The sequence below is a fragment of the Glaciihabitans sp. GrIS 2.15 genome, from assembly GCF_035984695.1.
Taxonomy (GTDB): domain Bacteria; phylum Actinomycetota; class Actinomycetes; order Actinomycetales; family Microbacteriaceae; genus Lacisediminihabitans.
The window spans coordinates 293,772-312,681 of the sequence record NZ_JAXCHU010000002.1 but is presented as its reverse complement, the minus strand read 5'-3'; the positions used below and the strand labels follow the sequence as shown (position 1 = coordinate 312,681).

Below are 18,910 nucleotides of genomic sequence, written 5' to 3'. Positions count from 1 at the left end.
TAATGCTCATCGTCATCGTCGGGGCGACCGGAACCGGCAAGTCCGGCCTGTCGCTCGATCTCGCGGACGTATTCCGGGCCGAAGGCCGTGCCGTCGAGATCGTCAATGCCGACGCGATGCAGCTGTATCGCGGAATGGACATCGGCACGGCCAAGCTGCCGATCGACGAGCGCCGCGGCATCCCGCACCACTTGCTCGATATCCTCGATCCGAGGGATGAGGCGAGTGTCTCTGCTTACCAGGCAGATGCCCGCGCCGCGATCGCCGGTATCCTCGCCCGCGGCGCCGTGCCGATTCTGGTCGGAGGATCGGGACTCTACGTCTCGTCGGTGGTCTACGACTTTCAGTTTCCCGGCACCGATCCCTTGATCCGTGCTCGGCTGGAGCAGGAGTTGCTCGACCGCGGCCCCGGACTTCTCCATCGGGACTTAGCGGTTGTCGACGCGGAGGCTGCGGCAGCGATCGGCCCCCACAATGGGCGCCGACTCGTGCGAGCACTCGAGGTCGTCGAGTTAACCGGAGGCCCTTTCGGATCCGGTCTCCCCGCGGAGTCGGATTATTGGATGCCCACGACGTCCTTCGGTCTCGCCACGTCGCGGGAACTGTTGGTGCATCGGCTCGATGCCCGGGTCGCAGGCATGTGGTCTGACGGTCTGGGGGACGAGGCACGGTCGCTTGAGCTCGCTGGCCTCGGCGTGACAGCATCGCGAGCCATCGGTTATGCGCAGGCGATCGAGCAACTGCATGGGGCGATCACCGAGGCCGAAGCCATCGAGCAGACCCGGGTGCTCACCCGCAAGTACGCGCGGCGGCAGGTCGGCTGGTTTCGTCGCTATCCCCAAACGACCTGGCTCGACTCGGATGACCCGCACAGGGTGGCCACTGCCCGCCAGCTACTCTGGGATCATGCCTGACCTGCATTTCACCAAGGGCCAGGGGACCGGCAACGATTTCGTGTTCTTCGCCGATCCCGACGGCCTGATCGACCTATCCGCGGAACAGATCGCCGCGATCGCCGACCGTCACTTCGGAGTGGGCGGTGATGGTGTGATCCGCGCGGTCCGCTCGAAGAATCTGCCGGCTGGCGCTGCGGCCCTTGCCGAGGATGACGCGGCGGAATGGTTCATGGATTATCACAATGCCGACGGATCGGTGTCGGAAATGTGCGGCAACGGCATCCGGGTATTCGCCAAGTTCCTGATCCAGAACGGGTTGGCGACGCTCGGCCAGGGGGAGACTCTGCCCATCGGCACGCGGAGCGGCGTGCGCGACCTCCAGCGCAACGCTTCCGGATTCCAGGTCGATCTCGGGCGCTGGTCGCTGAAGGGTGGAGAGCCGCTCGTGCGGGCGAAGAACCTGTCCGTCGCCCGCCCCGGTATCGGGATAAATATCGGAAACCCGCACGTCGTCGTTGCCCTGTCGAGTAACGAGGAGCTCGAAAGTGCCGACCTGACCTTCATCCCCGTGCTCGAGCCCGAGGCGACGGACGGCGCGAACGTAGAGTTCGTCGTGCCGATGGATCCGCTGGTCAAGGACGGCGTTGGACGCATCCGCATGCGCGTGCACGAGCGCGGCAGTGGAGAGACCCTGTCCTGCGGCACCGGAGCGGCGGCCGCGGCCCTTGCGACGCGGCACTGGGCGGGCACTGGCGCGCCGAACCAGTGGAGGGTCGAGGTGTCCGGTGGCACGCTCGGTGTGCGGATGTGGGCGGCCGAAGACGGCGAGCACGTCTCGCTGAGCGGACCGGCCGAACTGGTCTTCGAAGGCGACCTGACCTACTGATCCGCGACCTACTGATCCTGACCGGCTGGTCCTGACCCGCTGATCCTCGACGTGCTGATCCGCGACGTGCCGCCTCACATCGGCGGCACAGGTCGTCGGTCGTGGCGGGGGAAGAGTCGTCGTGGCGGGGGATAACGAGCCTGCGCGAGCCTGCGCGAGCCTGCGCGAGCCTGCGCGAGCCCCTGTCATGGTCCCGGAAGGCATACGGTCTCGCGGAGGGAGGCACGTCTCCCTCCGCGGCGCCATATCCCCTCCGCGAGAGCGCACGTCTCCCTCCGCGAGGCTGTACCAGAACGGTCATGACGTCAAACCCTCCGGCTTCGGCGGAGAGGGGGAGAGCGGAGAGGCGGAGAGCGGAGAGGGGAGAGGGGAGAGCGGAGAGCGGGGAGGGGAGTCTCCGGCGTCTCTACTCGCCCGTCGCGCCGTCGAGCATCTCCCGCAGCAGATCGAGGTGGCCGAGGTGACGGGCGGTCTCTTCGATTAGGTAAACGAGCCGCCGGTGGGGTATAGCCGTTTCGCCGCATCCGCATCGCTGAGGCCCCGGACCTTCATGAACATCGCAGATCGCTGGTATTGAAGAAAACCTTCGAGAAGATCGCGCTCGGATCCGTAGTGCGGCGGATCCGTTCGGGTCACTTGCGCCGCACCTTCAGCACTCGATAGCCCTTGTTCGTGGCCGCACGTGAGGTGGTGAAGTCGGTCGGGAGCCAGCTCTCGAGCCAGCGGTGCAGCGAGTCGGAGCCGAGATTGCGCTGCACGACGAGCCAGGCGTCCGATTCGAGGTCGAGCCGGGGCAGCCAGAATTCGAGCATGCCGTGCAGTTCGTTCTTGCCCACCCGAATCGGCGGGTTGGAGCGGATCGTCATGAAGCACAGGTCTGAGGGAACATCTTCGGGGGTGACAGCGTTGATATTGGTAACGCCCATAGTTTCTGCATTGCGGCGTACCAGGTCGAGGGCGCGGGAATTCACATCGACCGCCCATACCGTGGCGTGAGGAGACTGAACAGCGAGAGTGAGGGCAATCGGTCCCCATCCACAGCCAAGATCGAGCAGGTTTCCACCGGGTGGCGCCGGGGGAGTGTTGGCGAGCAAGACCTGAGTGCCCGCGTCGATGCGCTCGGGAGAAAAGATGCCATTGGACGTGATCAGTTCTCGGACCTGGCCGGCAAGAGCAACGTGAATTTGACGAAATTTGAGTTCACTCTCGGGTAATTCAGAGAAGTAATGCTCGGGGGCCATGCAGAGAAATCTATCGAAATACGAAGAGCTAGGGTTAACCAGATGATTGAACCTGAGACAGCAGCACACGAGGATGACGACGCCGTCAGCCGCGTGCTGGCGAGAGCCGCGAGCAGGTCGGCCGGCTACACGCTGTTTGGCAGTGGAACCACAATGAACGGCGGGGCGCAGGCGTTACAGCGTCGCGGCGTCGAATCGAACGCCGACGGCGACCAGTTTGACCGCGAAGACCGTCAGGCGCTTCGACGAGTCGCCGGTCTCTCCACCGAACTCGAAGATGTCACCGAGGTCGAATATCGACAGCTGCGGATTGAGCGCGTCGTGCTCATCGGCATCTACAGCCAAGGCAATACCGAAGAGGCCGAGAACTCGATGCGCGAGCTCTTCGCACTGGCCGAGACGGCCGGTGCCACCGTACTGGACGGCCTCCTCCAGCGACGCGCGACCCCTGACCCCAGCACCTTCTTTGGCAAAGGCAAAGCAATCGAGCTTCGGGATGTCGTCGCCAGCGTCGGTGCCGACACCGTCATCGTCGACAGCGAGCTCGCGCCCAGCCAACGGCGTGCCCTCGAGGACGTCGTGAAGGTGAAAGTCATCGACCGTACCGCCGTGATTCTCGACATTTTCAGCCAGCACGCTAAGAGCCGAGAGGGCAAGGCACAGGTCGAACTTGCCCAGCTGGAGTACCTGCTCCCCCGCCTTCGCGGGTGGGGTGAGTCGATGTCTCGCCAGGCCGGTGGCCAGGTGGGCGCGGGTAACGGTATGGGAAGCCGTGGTCCGGGTGAGACGAAGATCGAGCTCGACCGCCGCCGCATCCACACTCGTATGTCCCGCCTGAAGAAGCAGATTTTAGCCTTCAAGCCGGCACGGGAGGCGAATCGCGCCAATCGCAACCGCAACTCCGTGCCATCCGTCGCGATCGCCGGGTATACCAACGCCGGCAAGTCGTCGCTACTCAATCGCATCACCCGGGCCGGAGCGCTCGTGGAGAATGCGCTGTTTGCGACGCTGGACACGGCGGTGCGCAAGAACGAGACCGAGGAAGGACAGGCCTACACGCTCACCGACACCGTCGGCTTCGTGCGCAATCTGCCCCACCAACTGGTCGAGGCGTTCCGCTCGACCTTCGAGGAAATCGCTGATTCGGATGTCATCCTTCATGTCGTCGACGGATCGCACCCGGACCCGGCAAGCCAGCTCACCACCGTTCGTGACGTGATCGGCGAAGTCGAAGCCCGCCACATCCCGGAGATCGTGGTGTTCAACAAGAGCGATCTCATCGACGATAGTCAGCGCCTCGTTCTGAGAGGGCTCGAGCCGAAGGCGATCTTCGCGTCGGCGCGCACCGGAGAGGGTATTGAAGAGATCCTCGCGGCCATCGCCCGCACGCTTCCCGCCCCGTCGATCGAACTCGACCTGCTGGTGCCCTACGACCGCGGTGACGTGATCTCCGCACTCCACGATCATGCGCGAATCGTGTCGACCGACTACGAGGAGGGTGGGACGCGGATCGCGGTACTCGTTACCGAAGAACATGCGGCGGCCCTGCGTCCTTTCGCGGTGGCCCTGCCCGCGAGCATCGTCTGAGCGCGTAACACTTCTTCGTGTATCAGTCCTGCTTGCTAGGCTGATCGCACGTCGGCCAAGAACTCGTTTAGCGGGACCTGAGGCCGATGGAGCGACAGCCGAGCCCGGCATCCGCCCACAGGAGCCGATCGGCTTCGCATCCGTTCGAGACGGCGATGCAGTGGGCCTCCGGGCCGCGGCACAGCCATCCTGAAGTCTTGAGGCCAGATCGTGCCCGCTCCCGACAACCCCAGTGAAAACGCTGGGTCGAGCGCGCGCATCCCGTTCTCGTTCGAGCTGTTTCCTCCCCGTACTCCGGCGGCGGCGCAGTCGCTCTGGGGCACAATCCAGCAGCTGGCCGCCCCTGGCCCGGAGTTCATGTCGGTCACCTACGGGGCAAACGGTTCATCCCGTGAGAGTTCGCTCGAGGTGCTGCGTTATATCCTCAGCGAGACCTCGGTCCTTCCCCTCGCGCACCTCACCTGCGTCGGCTCGTCACACTTCGAGGCTAATCGCCTGGTGCGGGAATTCCTCGACGCGGGAATCACGAGCTTCCTCGCCCTCCGCGGTGATCCTCCGCGCGGAGCGGTCGAAGGCGACCATTTTCTCGGCGACCTCGGAAGTGCCTCCGAGCTCGTCCAGCTTATTCATCGGGTTCAGACGGAGCGGGCCCAGTACGCGACACTGCCGTCGCGCAGTGCTTCCGGAGGCGGCGCGATCCCCTCGTCACGGCAGAAGGTGCGCGTGGCCGTCGCTGCCTTCCCGAACGGGCATCCGCGCTCGAAGGGGTCCAACCAGGACGTCGACACCCTGCTGGCCAAGCAGGTCTCCGGCGCGACCATCGCGATTACCCAGCTGTTCTTCCACGCCGAGGATTACCTCGCTTTCGTGGACCAGGCGCACGTCGCCGGAGTGACCATCCCGATCCTTCCTGGGCTCATGCCAGCTACGACAGCGACGCGACTCGAACGCATTCTCGAACTCACGGGAGAACGGCGTCCCGAAGAACTCTCCCGCCGTCTGCACGCCTCTGAGTCGACTGACGAACAGTCGGACATCGGAGTCGAGCACGCGGTTTCGCTCTCTCTCGAGATCCTCGCCGGGGGAGCGCCGGGCCTCCACCTCTACACTTTCAACCAGCACCGAGCCGTCTTGTCCGTGCTCGACGGAGTCGGTCTCATCGCCCGGCCGACCTCACCAGAATCACCCAACCTCAAGGAATCCGCATGACGACCCCCACTTTCCCCACCGGCAGCATTCTGGGCTACCCCCGGATCGGCCGTCGCCGTGAGCTCAAAAAGGCCGTCGAGTCGTTTTGGGCGGGCAAGATAACTGCCGATGAGCTCGAGGCCACGGCCGTCGAGTTGCGTCGCGCCACGCGCGAACGCCTGGTGTCTCTCGGTCTGGGTAAGACGGACTCCTCCATTCCCGAGGCCTTCTCCTTCTATGACCAGATGTTGGATGCCGCGGTCACGGTCGGTGCCGTTCCCACCCGGTTTTCCTCCCTCGTGGCAGCGGACGGCACCGTCGACCTCGCCGGCTACTTCACGATCGCCCGGGGCGAAGGCGACAACACACCGGCCGAGATGACCAAATGGTTCGACTCGAATTACCACTACCTGGTTCCGGAGATCGGCCCAGAGACCACCCTGCGCCTTGCCTCCGATCGGCTCGTGCGTGAGGTCGCGGAAGCCACCACCACCGGATTCCGAACCCGCCCGGTCATCGTCGGCCCGGTCACTTTCCTGCTTCTCAGCAAACCAAGTGAGAGCGCGCCTGAGGGCTACCAGCCGCTCGACCGGCTCGACGACCTGCTTCCGGTATATGTCGAACTGCTCGCCGCGCTCACCGCCGTCGGTGCCGAATGGGTGCAGCTCGACGAGCCCGCACTCGTGAGCGAGAGCATCGAGGTGCCGCGCGACCAGGTGCTCGCCGCCACCAAGCGCGCCTACGACGCCCTCGGTGCCGTTGCCGTACGCCCACAGATCTTCGTGGCCGCACCCTACGGCAGCCTCGACGACGCACTCCCGGTGCTCGACGCGACGCCAATCGAGGCCATCGGTCTCGACCTCGTGAAGGGTTCGATTCCGAGGGGATTCCGCACCGAGAAGACCCTCGTTGGCGGTGTCATCGACGGCCACAATATCTGGCGCGGAGATCTCGCCGCCGCGTTCGGAACACTCGAATCCCTGCGGGCACTGTCCCCGAATATCGCGGTGACCTCCTCCACGAGTCTCTTTCACACGCCGCACGACGTGGCCGACGAGCCGTTCCTCGACCGGCGACTCACGAGTTGGCTGGCCTTCGCCGACCAAAAAGTGGCGCAGATCGCCACCCTCGCGACCGGACTGGTGCACGGCGCATCCGCGATCCAGGGCGAGTTGGATGCCGCCTCCGCTGCCCTCGCCGACCGTCGGGTCGCTCCGGGCGTGCGCGACGGCGACGTGCGCGCTCGCGCGGCTGCGCTGACCGAATCGGACTTCGGACGCGGCGACTACGCCGAGCGCCTGGCCGCGCAGGATGCCGCCCTCAACCTGCCGTTCCTGCCCACCACGACGATCGGCTCGTTCCCCCAAACGGGCACCATCCGCAAGGCCCGCGCGGCCAATGCGAAGGGCGAGATCAGCGAGAACGCGTACATCGACTTCCTCAAGGCTGAGATCAAGAGCGTCGTCGAGCTTCAGGAAAAGATCGGGATCGACGTGATCGTGCACGGTGAGCCCGAGCGCAACGACATGGTGCAGTACTTCGCCGAGCACCTCGATGGTTTCGCCGTGACGCAGAACGGATGGGTGCAGTCCTACGGCAGCCGCTGCACGCGTCCGTCGATCCTCTGGGGGGATGTCGCGCGCGAGGCCCCCATCACGGTGGAGTGGTCGGCTTACACGCAGAGCCTCACCGAGAAGCCGGTCAAGGGCATGCTCACCGGCCCGGTCACCATCCTGGCCTGGAGTTTCGTGCGCGACGATCAGCCGCTCGGTGAGACGGCGAACCAGGTCGCGCTCGCGCTCCGTGACGAGATTGAGGACCTGGAGGAGGCGGGCATCGGCATCATCCAGGTGGATGAGCCGGCGCTGCGTGAACTGCTGCCCCTCAAGAAAGTCGACCAGGCCGCCTACCTCGACTGGTCGGTGCGCTCGTTCCGTCTCGCCACCGCGGGAGTGGCCCCCAAGACACAGATCCACACCCATCTCTGCTACTCGGAGTTCGGTGTGGTCATCGACGCCATAAACAACCTCGATGCCGATGTCACGTCGATCGAGGCCGCCCGGTCGAAAATGGAGGTCGTTCCCGACATCCAGCGCAGCGGTTTCGGTCGCGGGATCGGCCCGGGCGTTTACGACATCCACTCGCCGCGTGTGCCGTCGATTGCGGAGGTCACCGACCTCATCGAGATCGCGCTCGGATCGATCCCGAACCGCCAGGTGTGGGTCAACCCCGACTGCGGACTGAAGACCCGAGGCTACGACGAGACCGTGGCGTCCCTCACCAACGTCGTCGCGGCCACGCGCGCCGTTCGGGAGCGTGTGCACGCGCACTGATCCGAGTGCTGTTCACGGCGTCGACCTGACCGCTGGCCGATGTCCGCGCCCGCGAGTGACACTCGTGCCCGAAATTTCCGGCGCGAGTGTCACTCGCGGGCGCTTGGCCGGTCACGGGTCCGCTGGCACCGCTCACGGCTAGGGTGAGCGGATGCCGTTCACGCCGAGTCATATCGCCGCGATCCTGCCGTTCGTGCGCTCGCCACTCGCTCCGGCGGCGCTGGTAATCGGCAGCATGGTTCCGGATCTTCCGTATTTCCTCCCGCTCGGTATCCCGCGGGAGCTCACGCACTCGATTCCCGGGGTGCCGCTCGCTGACCTTCCGATGGGAATACTCGTCTTGGTGCTCTGGGCCCTCGTCTTCCGAGCGCCCGTTATCGACTTCGCCCCGGAATGGGTGCGCGCTCGCTTCCGGCTACCCATGAGGCGCCCCGATTGGCGCCCACCACTCCGTCTGGTGTCTGTGACGCTGGTGTCACTGCTCGTCGGAATCGCTACGCATCTTGTGTGGGACGCCTTCACGCATCCGGATGGCTGGATGGTTCTGCAGATTGCTGCCCTCCGCACGCAACTCGGTCCGTTCCCGGCCTACCGCTGGGCCCAGTACGCGAGCAGTATCGGCGGACTCATGATTTCCGCGATCTGGGCTAGGGGGTGGGTGCGGCGTACGCCGCCGGTCGAGCATCGGGTGTTTGGAACCGACTCGGGTCGACTCGATTCACGAGCCAGGGTTACGGTGTGGGTGATTCTTGGTGTCGTGCAGGTGGGTGTGGCACTCGCGATCTGGATCGGCGGAGTCACCGGCGGCGCTGACCCCTTCAATCGCACAGTGCTCTTCCACACAGCCACGATTTCGATCGCGAGCGCCGGACTTCTGGCTGTACTCGGCTGCCTCGGGTGGTACCTCTTGCCTCAGACGGAGCGCAGCACCGCGACGACCTTGCCGAGCAGCTCGGCGTAGTCACCAAGGATCGGCGCGAAGGCGCTATTGCGGGGAAGCAGCCAGGTGTGGCCGTCCCGCTGCTGGAACACCTTGACGGTGGCTTCCTCATCGAGCATTGCTGCGACGATATCGCCGTTCTCGGCATTCTTCTGCTGACGCACGACAATCCAGTCTCCATCGCAGATCGCCGCGTCGATCATCGAATCCCCGACGACTTTGAGCATGAAGAGTTCACCCTTGCCCACGAGTTGGCGGGGGAGCGGGAAAACTTCATCAACCATCTCCTCCGCCGTGATCGGGATGCCGGCGGCGATGCGACCCACGAGCGGCACCATCGCCGCATCACCGATTGGCGTCGGATTGTCGGAGACGACTGCGCCCTCTTCCTGCTGGATGTCGATGAGCACCTCGAGGGCGCGCGGCCGGTTGGGGTCGCGACGCAGATAGCCACTGAGCTCGAGCTGGTTGAGTTGGTGGGTGACGCTTGAGAGGGAGGAGAGTCCGACGGCGTCCCCGATCTCGCGCATGCTCGGGGGATAGCCACGGGTCGCTACGGCGCGCTGGATGAAATCGAGGATGGCGAGCTGCTTGTCACTCAGGCTCTTGCGACGGCGTGTGCCCGGCTTCTCCTGCAGGGGACCGGCTTCGCGTGGTCCGCGCATTTCCGCCCTGCCGGACCGCACTGAATCCATCTCGGAATCCATCTCGCTCATGCTTCTCCCACTATCTCGGCCCTGCTTCGACAGGGCCAGTTTCCACAGTGTCAGTGGCTGCTGGTTGTCTAATCCCCAAACAATCGAAACTGTATCCACCTTTGGCGCCCGAAACAAACACCTGTTCGAGTGTGTCGCGATCTAATCGGCGAAAAAGTCGAAGACGAAGCTTGAATTCCCGGTAATTCGAAGGTATGTTCGGAACAAAGCTTCGTATCCGGCACTCCCGGCCGAGTGTCGGATACGAAAACCCTGTAAGGAAGGCATAGCAATGAGTACAGCAATTGTGAACGGCACGATCGGCACCCCCCGACTTCGGATCACCCGCCGCGGCTATGCACTACTGACTCTGATCGTGGCGTTTCCCCTCGTTATCGCTGCCCTCGGGTTTGCCGTAAACGGTGGCGGTGCGGCCGCCATGGACCCTGTTTCCGCCGCCTCCTTGAAGTCAGTTGCCTTCGGTCATGTGACGGTGCAGGCGGGTGAGAGCCTGTGGCAGCTCGCGGCTCAGATCGCTCCTTCGGCCGACCCTCGCGATGTCGTCTCCGACATTGTGCATCTCAACCAGTTGTCCAGCGCGGTCGTGCAGCCGGGGCAGACCCTGGCCATCCCACTGAAGTACGGGCACTGAAGTACGGTCACCTACGCGCCCTTCTGTACGGTCACTCAAGTTAGCGCATCTAACATTGTTAGGTGGCTTCCCTCGACGATCTGCCCATTCGTGACGACCTTCGTGGCCTCACTCCCTACGGCGCGCCGCAGGAGCAGGTACGTATTCGCCTGAACGTGAACGAGAACACTCACCCGATCCCCGAGGCCGTGGCCACGGACATCGTGACCGCACTAGCCGCAGTGGTGCTTGGCCTCAACCGCTACCCCGACAGAGAGTTCACGCAGCTGCGCGAGAGTCTCGCTGGCTATCTGGGTTCGGGCCTCACGCGTGACAACATCTGGGCCGCAAACGGCTCCAACGAGGTGCTGCAGCAGATCCTTCAGGCCTTCGGGGGTCCCGGCAGAAGCGTGCTCGGATTTCCGCCCACGTACTCCATGCACTCGATCATCGCGGCAGGCACCGGCACGAGGTGGATCGCGGGGGAGCGGGACTCGGCGTTTGAGATTTCGCCGCAGACAGCGGTGGAGTGGATCGAGAAAACTTCTCCGGACATTGTCTTTTTCTGCTCACCGAACAACCCGACCGGCACTCCGCTGTCCCTCGAGACAATCGTGGCCGCCTATGACGCAACCGACGGCATCATCGTGGTGGACGAGGCCTACGCCGAGTTCGCGCCGGCAGAGCTACCGACGGCGCTGAGTCTGCTCGCCGGGCGTGAGCGGCTCATTGTTTCCCGCACCATGAGCAAGGCCTTCGCGTTCGCGGGGGCACGACTCGGTTTCCTCGCCGCGGATCCCGCCATAACTGACGCTCTGCGCCTCGTGCGCCTGCCCTATCACCTTTCTGCTCTCACCCAGGCGGCGGCGATCGCCGCGCTTGCCCACAGCACCGAGATGCTCGCAATGGTGGATGACATCAAGGAGCAGCGGGACCGCCTGCTTGAGGAGCTCCCGCGGCTCGGCTACCCCGTCTGGCGCAGTTGGGCCAACTTCGTACTGTTCGGGGGAGTCGAGAATCCGCATGCCGTATTCGAGGCGCTGCTTGAGCAGGACATCATCATCCGCGACATCGGAATCCCGAATCACCTCCGGGTGACGGCGGGCACGGCAACGGAGACGACCGCCTTCCTCGAGGCACTCGGTGCCCTCGATGCCGGTGCCGTCGCCACGGGTGCTCTCGATAGGATGAGGCCATGAGTCCCCAGCGCGTCGCTCGCCTCCAGCGTGAGACGAGCGAGTCGAGCATCGATCTGTCGCTCGACCTCGACGGCACCGGCGTGTCGGATATCCAGACATCGGTGCCGTTCTACGACCACCTGCTCACCGCGTTCTCGAAGCACTCGTTGATCGACCTCACGGTTCGGGCCAGTGGTGACACGGAAATCGATGTTCACCACACGGTGGAAGACATCGGCATCGTGCTCGGCAAAGCAATCCGGGAGGCGCTGGGCGACAAGGCCGGAATCGCGCGATTCGGCGATGCGCTTGTTCCTCTCGATGAGGCTCTGGTGCAGGCGGTGGTGGACGTTTCCGGGCGTCCCTACCTCGTGCACTCCGGCGAGCCGTCCGGTTTTGAGTTTCACCTCATCGGTGGCCACTTCACCGGCTCGATGGTGCGACACGTCTTCGAGGCCATCACTTTCAATGCCGGGCTCACCGTGCACGTCACCGTTCTGGGTGGTCGCGACCCGCACCACATTGCGGAAGCCGAGTTCAAGGCCTTCGCGCGTGCCCTTCGCCAAGCCGTGGAGCCGGATACCCGAGTCACCGGCATTCCGTCTACCAAGGGCGCGCTCTGACCATGAGCCGCCCCTCCGTCGTGGTGCTCGACTACGGTAGCGGCAATGTTCATTCGGCAGTGAAGGCTCTCGAGGCTGCGGGAGCGGATGTCGAACTCACGGCGGATCGCACGCGGGTGCTTGCCGCCGATGGGCTTCTCGTGCCGGGAGTCGGTGCCTTCTCGGCGGTGATGGCCGCCCTCGACTCCGTGCACGGCGGAGATCTCATCGACCTGCGATTGGCGGGCGGCAAACCGGTGCTCGGTATCTGCGTGGGAATGCAGGTGCTGTTCGGTCTCGGAGTCGAACGCGGAGTGGAGACGGCGGGCCTCGACCAGTGGCCAGGAGTCATCACGGAGTTGAAGGCGCCGACCCTGCCGCACATGGGCTGGAACACGCTGGAGGCACCGCCCGATTCCCTGCTGTTCGAGGGAATCGCCGAGGAGCGGTTCTACTTCGTGCACTCTTACGCCGCCAGCGAGTGGAGTCTCGACGTCACGGCTCCGTTCCCCCAGCCGAAGCTCACCTGGGCAGAGCACGGAACCAGATTCCTGGCCGCAGTGGAGAACGGACCGCTGAGCGCCACTCAATTTCACCCCGAGAAATCGGGGGAGCCGGGCATCCGGTTACTCTCGAACTGGCTCGAATCCCTGTAGAACTTCCCGAGCTTTCGTGACGAACAGAAAAGACCCGATGAGCGATCTCGCCCGCACCCCCCAACTCGTGCTGTTGCCGGCCATCGACGTCGCCGACGGCTTGGCCGTGCGCCTGACCAGGGGGGAGGCCGGCAGTGAGACGAGCTATGGCGACCCGGTAGACGCCGCAGGCGACTGGACCGCGCAGGGAGCCGAGTGGATCCATCTCGTCGACCTCGACGCGGCGTTCGGTCGTGGCAATAACCATGATGTGATCCGTTCGGTGATCAAGCGGGTTGGTGGGGACGCCCTCATCGAGTTATCGGGCGGCATCCGCGATGACGCGAGCCTGGAGGCCGCCCTGGACACTGGCGCCACGCGCATCAATCTCGGAACGGCGGCGCTGGAAAACCCGGACTGGGCCGCCCGCGTGATTGCCAGGTTCGGTGAACTCATTGCGGTGGGCCTCGATGTGCGCGGCACGACCCTCGCGGCGCGGGGCTGGACAGAGGAGGGCGGAGACCTGTTCGAGGTTCTCGACCGCCTCGAGACGGCCGGTTGCGCGCGTTACGTTGTGACAGATGTCACCAAGGACGGCACTCTTCAGGGCCCGAACCTCGAGCTGCTGCGATCGGTCGCCGAGCGCACCGACCGACCGGTCGTGGCATCCGGTGGTATCTCGAATCTTGAGGACATCGCGGCGCTGCGCGCTCTCGTGCCGCTCGGTATCGAGGGGGCAATCGTAGGCAAAGCGCTGTATGCGAAGGCCTTCACTCTCACCGAGGCGCTCTCGGTCGCGTCCGACTGAGCGCGTCGAGAGCACCGTGTCCGATTCCGCTGGCGTGCCCTGGGAGGGGCGCCAGTTCGAGCACCATCCGGCCTCGGCCGACGATGGCTCGGCTCCCGCCGCCCTGATCCGTGCTCTCCACCTGTTCCGAGACGGGGAAGTCCTGTTCCGAGAGGGGGAAATCGGGGCGGCCGGAGTCGGGGAGGCCGAAGTCATCAATGCCATCCGGAACTCGCGACTGCTGATTCCGCTCGTGGCTCACCTTGGCGAATCGGGGATCGATGCACACCATCACACCGGAGACAAGAGTGCGGAGCTGTCGATCGTCACGGTGTCCGGCCCGGACGGTCGCAACGTCATGCCTGTCTTCAGCTCGGTCGACGCTATGCGGCGCTGGAAGCCGCTGGCGCGGCCGGTGCCGGCGAACGCCGTGCGGGTTGCTTTAGCCGCCGCGAGCGAGGGCACGGAGCTCGTGGTGCTCGACCCAACTTCGCCGACGGAGTTCGCCATCCGTCGCCCAGCGCTCTGGGCGATCGCACAATCCCAGGCTTGGATCCCGAGTTATCTTGACCTCGAAATTCTGGGCCAATTCCGTAATTCGGCCGCGTTCGAACCCACCGTGGAATCCGTGAGCCTCGAGCCAGGGGACCCGGATGCCCGTCTCGAAGGCCCCGAACTGGTCGTGCACCTCACCCTCACCCCCGGCCTCGCTGTGACCGAACTGAACGCCATGCTCGAGCGACTGCAGGCCCGGTGGACCGCGAGCGAGATCATCGCGACGCGGGTGGATTCGCTGAGGGTGCAACTGGGTACCGCAGGGGCCTGAGATTGCCTGAACTGGGGCAAGCCCCGGTCCGTTTTCGGCAGAGACCCTCCGGTAAGCTGTAATCCCGTGGTCGACAAACAAAACGCGGACGTAACCAAGCATATTTTTGTCACGGGTGGGGTCGTTTCGAGTCTCGGTAAGGGACTCACGGCAGCCAGTCTCGGCAACCTTCTCACGGCTCGGGGCCTCCGTGTCGTCATGCAAAAGCTCGATCCCTACCTCAACGTGGATCCGGGCACCATGAACCCCTTCCAACACGGTGAGGTCTTTGTCACCGATGACGGGGCGGAGACCGACCTCGACATCGGCCACTACGAGCGATTTCTCGACATCAATCTCAACCAGGCCGCAAACGTCACCACCGGCCAGATCTACTCGACCGTGATCGCGAAGGAGCGCCGAGGTGAGTATCTCGGCGACACGGTGCAGGTCATCCCGCATATCACCGACGAGATCAAGCGGCGGATGCGGCTGCAGGCGAGCGACAGCGAAAATTTGAGCTCTGGCAAGCCGGATGTGATCATCACCGAGGTCGGCGGCACCGTCGGCGACATCGAATCCCTGCCATTCCTCGAGGCCGCGCGGCAGGTGCGCCACGAACTCGGTCGAAACAATGTCTTCTTCGTGCACGTGTCTCTGGTGCCGTACTTGGGAGCCTCAGGTGAGCAGAAGACGAAACCGACCCAGCATTCGGTTGCGGCGCTGCGCTCGATCGGTATCCAGCCGGATGCCCTGGTGCTCCGCTCCGACCGTCCGGTCTCCGAGTCCAACAAGCGCAAGATCGCGCTGATGTGCGACGTGCACGAACAGGCCGTCGTCAACGCGATCGACGTGCCGTCGATCTACGACATCCCGACCATGCTGCACGACCAGGGACTCGATGCTTACATCATCAACCACTTCGGGCTCGAAGCCGACGACGTGGACTGGTCTGGTTGGCGAGATCTGCTTACGGCGGTGCACCAGCCCAAGCACGAGGTCACGATCGGACTCGTCGGCAAGTACATTGACCTGCCGGACGCCTATCTGTCTGTGACCGAAGCCCTGCGCGCCGGCGGTTTCGCCCAGCAGACGAAGGTGCTCATCCGCTGGATCCCGTCTGACGAGTGCGAGACGCCAGAGGGGGCCGCGCGGCTGCTGTCGGACGTCGACGGAATCTGCGTGCCTGGAGGATTCGGTGTGCGCGGAATCGAGGGCAAGCTCGGGGCGCTCAAGTTCGCGCGCGAGAACGGCATCCCGGCGCTCGGACTCTGCCTCGGATTGCAGTGCATGGTCATCGAGTACGCCCGCAACGTTGTCGGTCTCACCGGGGCATCCTCGTCGGAATTCGACCCGGAGACCGAATTCCCCGTGATCGCGACCATGGCCGAACAGGTGGACATCATCGCGGGGGGTGACCTCGGGGGCACCATGCGCCTCGGTCTCTACCCGGCAGACCTCGCCGCCGGCTCGATCGTCGCGCATGTCTATGACTCCGGCCGCGTCGAAGAGCGTCATCGTCACCGATATGAGGTCAACAATGCCTTTCGCGGGCAGATCGCTGCGGCGGGACTCGACTTCTCCGGTGTCTCCCCGGACGGACACCTGGTCGAATTCGTGGAACTCCCGAGAGACGTGCACCCGTACTACGTGGGAACGCAGGCGCACCCGGAGCTGCGATCGCGGCCCAACCGCGCACATCCGCTCTTCCAGGGACTCGTCGGTGCGGCGCTCGAGCGCCAGGAGGCGACGCGGCTGTTTACGGTGCAGGACGCGTGAGCGCCCCAGAGCGGCAGACAAGCGCAGAGCGGCAGACAAACGCAGAGCGGCAGACAAACGCCGACCCAATACTTGCCGACGAGGTATCGCCGGTTACCCTGAGGTCCAGCGAGATCGTCTACGGCGGAATCGTGTGGGACATCCGTCGTGACGTCTTCGAATACGGCGATGCGAAGCCGGTCGAGACGATCACCCGGGAATACGTCGACCACACCGGTGCGGTTGCGGTTCTCGCTCTTGATGAGCAGGATCGGGTGCTGCTGATCCGCCAGTATCGGCACGCCATCGGCACGCGAGAGTGGGAGATTCCGGCCGGGCTGCTCGACATCGATGGGGAAGCGCCGGAGCTCGGGGCACAGCGTGAACTCGCCGAAGAGGCGGATGTCGTGGCCAGCGAGTGGAATCTGCTGAGCGACTTCTATTCGACTCCCGGCGGCAGCAATGAGGCAATTCGCGTCTACCTGGCTCGCGGATTGACCGCCTCGAGCGAAACCTTCGAGCGAACCGACGAGGAGTCAGAGATCGAGAAGCGCTGGGTGCCGCTCGACGAGGTCGTCGCCGCGGTGCTCGCTCGCACGATAGGCAATTCGATCCTTTCCATTGCCGTGCTGACGGCCCAGGTCTCGCGAGCCGGGGGCTGGGCGAGTCTTGGACCGGCCGACGCACCCTGGCCGCGCCATCCGAAACTCCGCGGCCGTGACTGACAGCTCTTCACTTGAGGGGGCCGTCGACCGGTATCTCCGGCATGTCTCGATCGAGCGCGGGCTGTCGGCGAACACGGTGGCGGCCTATCGGCGTGACCTCGCGGCCTACCGGCGGCTGCTCGAGACCCGGCAGGTCACGACCCCGGAGGGCATTTCCCTCGCCGACGTCTCGGCCTTTGCGCAACACCTGCGCATCCGAAGTGAGAAGCCGCTCACGGCATCCTCGATGGCTCGGATGTTGTCCAGTGTGCGTAGCCTGCACCGCTTCCTGCTCGATGAGGGGATGGTCGATGTGGATGTCGCGGCCGACGTGACTCCGCCGAAGCTCGCGAGTCGGCTGCCGAAGGCCATCACGATCGAGCAGATGGCAGCAGTGCTGGACGCGGCGGCGGGCGACGATCTGCAGTCCCTTCGCGACCACGCCCTGCTGGAGTTGCTGTACGCCACCGGTGCTCGTATCTCCGAAGCCGTCGACCTCAATGTGGACGATGTGATCGGCACCGAGGGGGCGGCTGTGGATGTCGTGCGGCTGTTCGGCAAGGGAGGCAAGCAGCGGATCGTGCCGCTCGGCTCCTATGCGCAGGCCGCCATCGACAGCTACCTGGTGCGGGCGCGGCCGATGCTCTCCACCCGCGGCAGGGCGACCCCCGCACTATTCCTCGGCATCCGCGGCCAGCGTGTCTCTCGGCAGAACGCGTGGCTCATCATCCGCGCCCGGGCAGAGCAGGCGAAGCTCGGTTTCGAGATTTCGCCGCACACCTTCCGGCACTCGTTCGCCACGCACCTGCTCGCGGGCGGCGCGGACGTGCGCGTGGTGCAGGAACTGCTCGGTCACTCATCCGTCGCAACCACGCAGATCTATACGCTCGTGACCGCAGATACCCTCCGGGATATGTACACGACCGCCCATCCGCGCGCTCGCTGAGTACCGCCCCGCCGCTGGCACTTCTTCGAAAACGCAGGAGATTCGCCACGAAAAGGGGGTTCTGCCGCCGAAGGACCACTTCGGTGGCGAATCTCCTGCGTTTTGGGGTGAGGGAGGCGGGTCGAATCGGCCGCAATGACGCGCATCGGTAGAATCGTCACCAGTCGGCAGCGGCCGGTGACCAAGGGTGAGGAATGTCGGGATGACAGCGAAGCGGGACAAATCGGCTGAGGCGCTCCCCGGTTTCGAACGTGTCGTCAACGGCCCGACCGGCCGCCCCATCAGCGTCTTTGCCGAGCCGAAACCACTGGCGAAGCCCGGTCCCGCCCGCATCATCGCTCTCTGCAATCAAAAGGGTGGCGTCGGTAAGACCACGACCGCGATCAGCCTCGGCGCATCGCTTGCCGGATACGGTCGCCGCGTTCTCGCCGTCGACTTCGATCCGCAAGGAGCGCTGTCCGCTGGTCTCGGCGTACCGAGTCACGAGGGGTCGAATATCTACGACCTCATGCTCGGAACCGTGAAGGACGCCCATGAGACGATCCGCACGACTTCGACGCCCGGTCTCGACGTGATCCCAGCCAACATCGACCTCTCTGCGGCGGAGGTGCACCTCGTGAATGAGGTGGCTCGCGAGCAGATCCTCGCGCGGGTGCTCCGCCAGGTGAGCGGCGAGTACGACGTGATCCTCATCGACTGCCAGCCCTCCCTCGGCCTGCTCACCGTCAACGCGCTCACCGCCGCCCACGGGGTACTGATCCCGCTCGAATGCGAGTTCTTCGCCCTTCGCGGAGTCGCGCTGCTCGTGGAGACCATCGAGAAGGTCAAGGATCGCCTCAACCCCGCCCTTCAGCTCGACGGCATCCTTGCCACCATGTACGACTCGCGCACGCTGCATTCCCGCGAAGTGCTCGAGCGAGTGGTCGAGACCTTCGGCGACCGCGTCTTCGAGACCGTCATCGGCCGCACCGTGAAGTTCCCGGATGCGAGCGTCTCAGGCACCCCGATCACCCAGTTCGCTCCCGACCACCAGGCCGCTGTTGCCTACCGCCAGTTGGCCAGAGAGTTGATCGCCCGTGGCGCGGTCGCCTGAGGGAA

The 18,910-nt window shown here is 64.7% G+C and carries 20 protein-coding genes; 16 read left to right on the top strand and 4 right to left on the bottom strand.

From position 1 onward, the window contains the following. Positions 1-2: 2 nt before the first annotated feature. Both miaA and dapF read left to right on the top strand, forming a co-directional pair. The gene (gene miaA / locus RCH11_RS03855; RefSeq protein WP_327055665.1) at positions 3-914 is read left to right on the top strand and encodes a tRNA (adenosine(37)-N6)-dimethylallyltransferase MiaA; all 912 of its coding nucleotides are present in this window, start codon (positions 3-5) and stop codon (positions 912-914) included. After that, on the top strand, positions 907-1,782 hold the full coding sequence (gene dapF / locus RCH11_RS03850; RefSeq protein ID WP_327055664.1) for a diaminopimelate epimerase: 876 nt from the start codon (positions 907-909) through the stop codon (positions 1,780-1,782). The genes miaA and dapF overlap by 8 nt, the downstream gene beginning before the upstream one ends. Positions 1,783-2,188: 406 nt before the next feature. Here the strand turns inward: dapF and RCH11_RS03845 are convergent, their stop codons facing one another. From RCH11_RS03845 to RCH11_RS03835, 3 genes are read right to left on the bottom strand one after another with little or no spacing between them, the layout of a single operon-like run. Further along, positions 2,189-2,263, bottom strand: a complete 75-nt coding sequence (locus RCH11_RS03845) for a mycothiol transferase (protein WP_327055810.1) — start codon at positions 2,261-2,263, stop codon at positions 2,189-2,191. Continuing rightward, positions 2,263-2,418, bottom strand: a complete 156-nt coding sequence (locus RCH11_RS03840; protein WP_327055663.1) for a hypothetical protein — start codon at positions 2,416-2,418, stop codon at positions 2,263-2,265. The genes RCH11_RS03845 and RCH11_RS03840 overlap by 1 nt, the downstream gene beginning before the upstream one ends. Further along, positions 2,415-3,023 carry a class I SAM-dependent methyltransferase gene (locus RCH11_RS03835; RefSeq protein ID WP_327055662.1) on the bottom strand — a complete coding sequence of 203 codons (609 nt, stop codon included), beginning with the start codon at positions 3,021-3,023 and terminating at the stop codon, positions 2,415-2,417. Before RCH11_RS03835 ends, RCH11_RS03840 begins: the two co-directional genes overlap by 4 nt. 42 nt (positions 3,024-3,065) lie before the next feature. Between RCH11_RS03835 and hflX the strand changes: the two genes are divergently transcribed. The 4 genes from hflX (at position 3,066) to RCH11_RS03815 (ending at position 9,092) form a co-directional block, all read left to right on the top strand. Next, on the top strand, positions 3,066-4,610 hold the full coding sequence (gene hflX / locus RCH11_RS03830) for a GTPase HflX (RefSeq protein WP_327055661.1): 1,545 nt from the start codon (positions 3,066-3,068) through the stop codon (positions 4,608-4,610). Positions 4,611-4,820: 210 nt separating this feature from the next. Then, on the top strand, positions 4,821-5,819 hold the full coding sequence (locus RCH11_RS03825; protein WP_327055660.1) for a methylenetetrahydrofolate reductase: 999 nt from the start codon (positions 4,821-4,823) through the stop codon (positions 5,817-5,819). Further along, positions 5,816-8,131 carry a 5-methyltetrahydropteroyltriglutamate--homocysteine S-methyltransferase gene (gene metE / locus RCH11_RS03820; protein WP_327055659.1) on the top strand — a complete coding sequence of 772 codons (2,316 nt, stop codon included), beginning with the start codon at positions 5,816-5,818 and terminating at the stop codon, positions 8,129-8,131. Before RCH11_RS03825 ends, metE begins: the two co-directional genes overlap by 4 nt. A gap of 151 nt (positions 8,132-8,282) precedes the next feature. Further along, the gene (locus RCH11_RS03815; RefSeq protein ID WP_327055658.1) at positions 8,283-9,092 is read left to right on the top strand and encodes a DUF4184 family protein; all 810 of its coding nucleotides are present in this window, start codon (positions 8,283-8,285) and stop codon (positions 9,090-9,092) included. Here RCH11_RS03815 and lexA read toward each other — a convergent pair. After that, entirely contained in the window at positions 9,044-9,736 is a 693-nt protein-coding gene (gene lexA, locus RCH11_RS03810; protein WP_327055809.1) for a transcriptional repressor LexA, read from the bottom strand. The genes RCH11_RS03815 and lexA overlap by 49 nt on opposite strands. A gap of 322 nt (positions 9,737-10,058) precedes the next feature. Here lexA and RCH11_RS03805 point away from each other — a divergent pair, with 322 nt between their 5' ends. The 10 genes from RCH11_RS03805 (at position 10,059) to RCH11_RS03760 (ending at position 18,905) form a co-directional block, all read left to right on the top strand. Beyond that, positions 10,059-10,418, top strand: a complete 360-nt coding sequence (locus RCH11_RS03805) for a LysM peptidoglycan-binding domain-containing protein (RefSeq protein ID WP_327055657.1) — start codon at positions 10,059-10,061, stop codon at positions 10,416-10,418. Positions 10,419-10,480: 62 nt separating this feature from the next. Beyond that, positions 10,481-11,596, top strand: a complete 1,116-nt coding sequence (locus RCH11_RS03800; protein ID WP_327055656.1) for a histidinol-phosphate transaminase — start codon at positions 10,481-10,483, stop codon at positions 11,594-11,596. Next, positions 11,593-12,198 carry an imidazoleglycerol-phosphate dehydratase HisB gene (gene hisB / locus RCH11_RS03795; protein WP_327055655.1) on the top strand — a complete coding sequence of 202 codons (606 nt, stop codon included), beginning with the start codon at positions 11,593-11,595 and terminating at the stop codon, positions 12,196-12,198. The genes RCH11_RS03800 and hisB overlap by 4 nt, the downstream gene beginning before the upstream one ends. 2 nt (positions 12,199-12,200) lie before the next feature. Beyond that, positions 12,201-12,833, top strand: coding sequence for an imidazole glycerol phosphate synthase subunit HisH (gene hisH / locus RCH11_RS03790; protein WP_327055654.1), 633 nt, complete (start codon positions 12,201-12,203; stop codon positions 12,831-12,833). A 37-nt stretch (positions 12,834-12,870) separates the two neighbouring features. Further along, the gene (priA, locus tag RCH11_RS03785; protein ID WP_327055653.1) at positions 12,871-13,620 is read left to right on the top strand and encodes a bifunctional 1-(5-phosphoribosyl)-5-((5-phosphoribosylamino)methylideneamino)imidazole-4-carboxamide isomerase/phosphoribosylanthranilate isomerase PriA; all 750 of its coding nucleotides are present in this window, start codon (positions 12,871-12,873) and stop codon (positions 13,618-13,620) included. Between the two features lie 16 nt (positions 13,621-13,636). Beyond that, positions 13,637-14,425 (top strand): SseB family protein, encoded by a 789-nt coding sequence (locus RCH11_RS03780; protein ID WP_327055652.1) that lies wholly within the window; start codon positions 13,637-13,639, stop codon positions 14,423-14,425. Between the two features lie 66 nt (positions 14,426-14,491). Beyond that, positions 14,492-16,183 (top strand): CTP synthase, encoded by a 1,692-nt coding sequence (locus RCH11_RS03775; RefSeq protein WP_327055651.1) that lies wholly within the window; start codon positions 14,492-14,494, stop codon positions 16,181-16,183. A gap of 68 nt (positions 16,184-16,251) precedes the next feature. Further along, entirely contained in the window at positions 16,252-16,887 is a 636-nt protein-coding gene (locus RCH11_RS03770) for an NUDIX hydrolase (protein WP_327055808.1), read from the top strand. Continuing rightward, a complete protein-coding gene (xerD, locus tag RCH11_RS03765) occupies positions 16,862-17,812 on the top strand; it encodes a site-specific tyrosine recombinase XerD (protein WP_442789002.1) in 951 nt (316 codons plus the stop codon). The genes RCH11_RS03770 and xerD overlap by 26 nt, the downstream gene beginning before the upstream one ends. Positions 17,813-18,014: 202 nt before the next feature. Further along, the gene (locus RCH11_RS03760; RefSeq protein ID WP_327055649.1) at positions 18,015-18,905 is read left to right on the top strand and encodes a ParA family protein; all 891 of its coding nucleotides are present in this window, start codon (positions 18,015-18,017) and stop codon (positions 18,903-18,905) included. Positions 18,906-18,910: the final 5 nt, after the last annotated feature.